At 59.8% G+C, this 2,697-nt stretch carries 4 protein-coding genes; 2 read left to right on the top strand and 2 right to left on the bottom strand.

Annotation, left to right across the window (positions count from 1 at the left end; genetic code table 11):
• Nucleotides 1–378 precede the first annotated feature (378 nt).
• Complete coding sequence (gene csx16 / locus LQ952_RS15655) at nt 379–693, top strand: CRISPR-associated protein Csx16 (protein ID WP_238623545.1); 315 nt, start codon at nt 379–381, stop codon at nt 691–693.
• 4 nt (nt 694–697) lie between these two features.
• Entirely contained in the window at nt 698–1,705 is a 1,008-nt protein-coding gene (gene cas6, locus LQ952_RS15660; RefSeq protein ID WP_238623546.1) for a CRISPR system precrRNA processing endoribonuclease RAMP protein Cas6, read from the top strand.
• A gap of 138 nt (nt 1,706–1,843) precedes the next feature.
• On the opposite strand, the gene LQ952_RS15665 is transcribed toward cas6, so the two are convergent.
• Both LQ952_RS15665 and LQ952_RS15670 read right to left on the bottom strand, forming a co-directional pair.
• On the bottom strand, nt 1,844–2,179 hold the full coding sequence (locus tag LQ952_RS15665; RefSeq protein WP_238623547.1) for a HigA family addiction module antitoxin: 336 nt from the start codon (nt 2,177–2,179) through the stop codon (nt 1,844–1,846).
• Nucleotides 2,180–2,189: 10 nt separating this feature from the next.
• Nucleotides 2,190–2,504 carry a type II toxin-antitoxin system RelE/ParE family toxin gene (locus tag LQ952_RS15670; RefSeq protein WP_430733778.1) on the bottom strand — a complete coding sequence of 105 codons (315 nt, stop codon included), beginning with the start codon at nt 2,502–2,504 and terminating at the stop codon, nt 2,190–2,192.
• Nucleotides 2,505–2,697: the final 193 nt, after the last annotated feature.

The raw sequence follows: 2,697 nt of genomic DNA on the forward strand, positions 1-2,697 counted from the left end.
CTACGGCAGCGCCGCCGCCGGCTCCGGGGCGGCCCTGCTGCTGGCGGGAATGCTGGTGGTGTTCTGAGGGCGGCAAGCACTTTACGAACGCCACTTCCGAAAACGTCATGCCCGGAGACGCCCCCCAGACACGTCATCCCCGGAGACGCCCCCAACACGTCATTCCCGCGAAAGCGGGAATCCAGGCCACGGAGTGAAAACCCTGGACTCCCGCCTTCGCGGGAGTGACGAAATATTTGCGGGAGTGACGAAAACAGACACCCCAATTGAAGAAAATAGGTGCCCCGACTTGCGAGAAAGGCAAGCTTGCCGGGGCCAAGATAAGGACCAAACTGCTTAAACTTATGCGGACACCTTCCACATCGGAGTCTGCACACCATGGGCAACACCTATTTCATCAGCCGCCACCCCGGCGCCGTGACCTGGGCCGCCAGGCGGGGTATCCCCGTGGATCGCACCCTGGATCATCTGGAGATCGAACTCGTCCATCCCGGTGACACCGTCATCGGCACCCTGCCCATCAACCTGGTGGCCCGGGTCTGCGAACGGGGCGGCCGCTATCTTCACCTGAGCCTGTCGCTGCCCCCGGAACTGAGAGGACAGGAATTATCCGCCGAGACACTGGAACGGCTGGGGGCACGGCTGGAAGAATACGAAGCCGTCCGCAAACCCTGTCCGGAGGCAAGGAAATAGCCCCATGAGCCATGATGACCCATCCACCACGCAGCAATCCGGCCCAATGACGTCACAGACCATCAAACTGCCCTTGGCCCGTTACCGGCTGTTGTTCCAGGCACACACCCCGGTCACACTACCCCGATTTGCCGGCTCCACCTGGCGGGGCACCCTCGGTCATGCCCTCAAGAAGGCCGTCTGCGTCACCCGTCAACCCCATTGCAGATCCTGCATGCTGCTGCATGCCTGCGCCCACGCCTACATCTTCGAGACCCCGCCGCCGCCCAGCGCCGGAAAGATGCGAAAATACACCGCGGCCCCCCACCCCTTCGTACTCAGTCCACCCGACGGCCCGCATCAGTTGTCACCCGGGGACGAATATCCCCTGGATCTCACACTCATCGGCCAGGGCAATCGTCACCTGCCCTATGTCATCCATGCCCTGTCCCTGGGGGCCCGCAACGGGATCGGCAAGACCAGGGGCGCTCTTGAACTGATCCGGGTGGATCAGGCCGTCACGGTCGATGCCATGGATTTGCAAACCATCTTCATACCGGGACAACCCGTCCAGACCCTGCCGGCGCTCACGCCCTCCATCCCGGCAACGCCGAAACAACCGATCACACTGACGCTGCACACCCCCCTGCGACTCAAGCGCGATGGACACACCGTACAGCCGGATGAATTTCACTTTGCCGACCTGTTCTCCAATCTGCTTCGGCGCGTCTCCATGCTCAGTTACTTTCACACCGACACGCCCCTGGACACCGATTTCGCCCAACTCACCCAGGCCGCCCGGGCATGGCACCCATGGCAAGCAGATCATGCCCGGCTGCAGTGGCAGAGCTGGCAGCGCTACTCATCGCGCCAGAAAGCCCACGTCAACATGGACGGACTCACCGGACAACTGACCCTCCCCCACGAAGGCATCGAACCCTTCTGGCCGTATCTCTGGCTGGGGCAGTTCATTCATGCCGGCGCGGGCACGGTGATGGGACAGGGGCGATACCAAATGGCAAGCTTGAGATAAAAACCGGATCAGGCCCATCAAGAAAGACCGTGGCATGGGGGAAACACCCAACAAGCCCCCCACCGTCACTCCTGCGAAGGCGGGAGTCCATAATCTCCGGCCTATGACTGGATTCCCGCTTGGGCGGGAACCACTGATTCAGAACTTCCCATGCTCAACCATTGGGGTTGAGCAATTTTCTGACACAGAGTTCCAAGGACGAATACTCTTCAACTGATCCTTAAGGACATCTTCTGCAACCTCGGTGTCATAGGCCACCTGCGCCCGCAGCCAATAGCCATTCGACAACCCAAAGAAACGGCAGAGACGCAAGTCAGTGTCCGCGGTTATCGAGCGCTTTCCGGCAATGATCTGGCCGATTCTCTGAGCGGGCACGCCAATTTCCTTGGCCAATCGATACTGAGAAATGCCCATGGGGTCTAGAAACTCTTCTTTCAGTAGTTCCCCTGGCGTTACGGCATCAATCGTGCGCATGGTTTACCTCCTAATGGTAATCAACAATTTCTACATCTTCCGCTCCTGCGCTGGTCCAGCGGAAACACACCCGGAACTGCTTGTTGATTCGAATGCTGTGTTGCCCCTGGCGATCACCAGACAACGGCTCCAGCATATTACCGGGCGGTACTTTAAGATCGTCCAGCCGGCCTGCAGCCTGCAGTTGCCGAATCTTCCTCAAGGCGACGCGCTCAAAATTGACAAACCGCCTCACACGGCCACCACTTGCCAGCTTCTCGGTATCCTTACACCTGAATGAGATAATCATCGGGATGATCATGACGCGACGCACTAATAACGTCAAGCGTCACCACCCCTTGACCGGAGAGCCGGGACTGGTTTGTCTGGCCAGGACTTCCGCTCGGGGCAAGGCTTCATCCCTGCCAAACGGCAAGCTTGCCGTTTGGCACACGGGCATGGCGCCCTGGTACATTTCCAATCCAGACGCGAGGCCGGCAAGGGAAACGGCCAGGGAGGCAAGGAGGCCTCGCGTCTGA

Source organism: Ectothiorhodospira lacustris (genome assembly GCF_022227785.1).
GTDB lineage: Bacteria > Pseudomonadota > Gammaproteobacteria > Ectothiorhodospirales > Ectothiorhodospiraceae > Ectothiorhodospira > Ectothiorhodospira lacustris.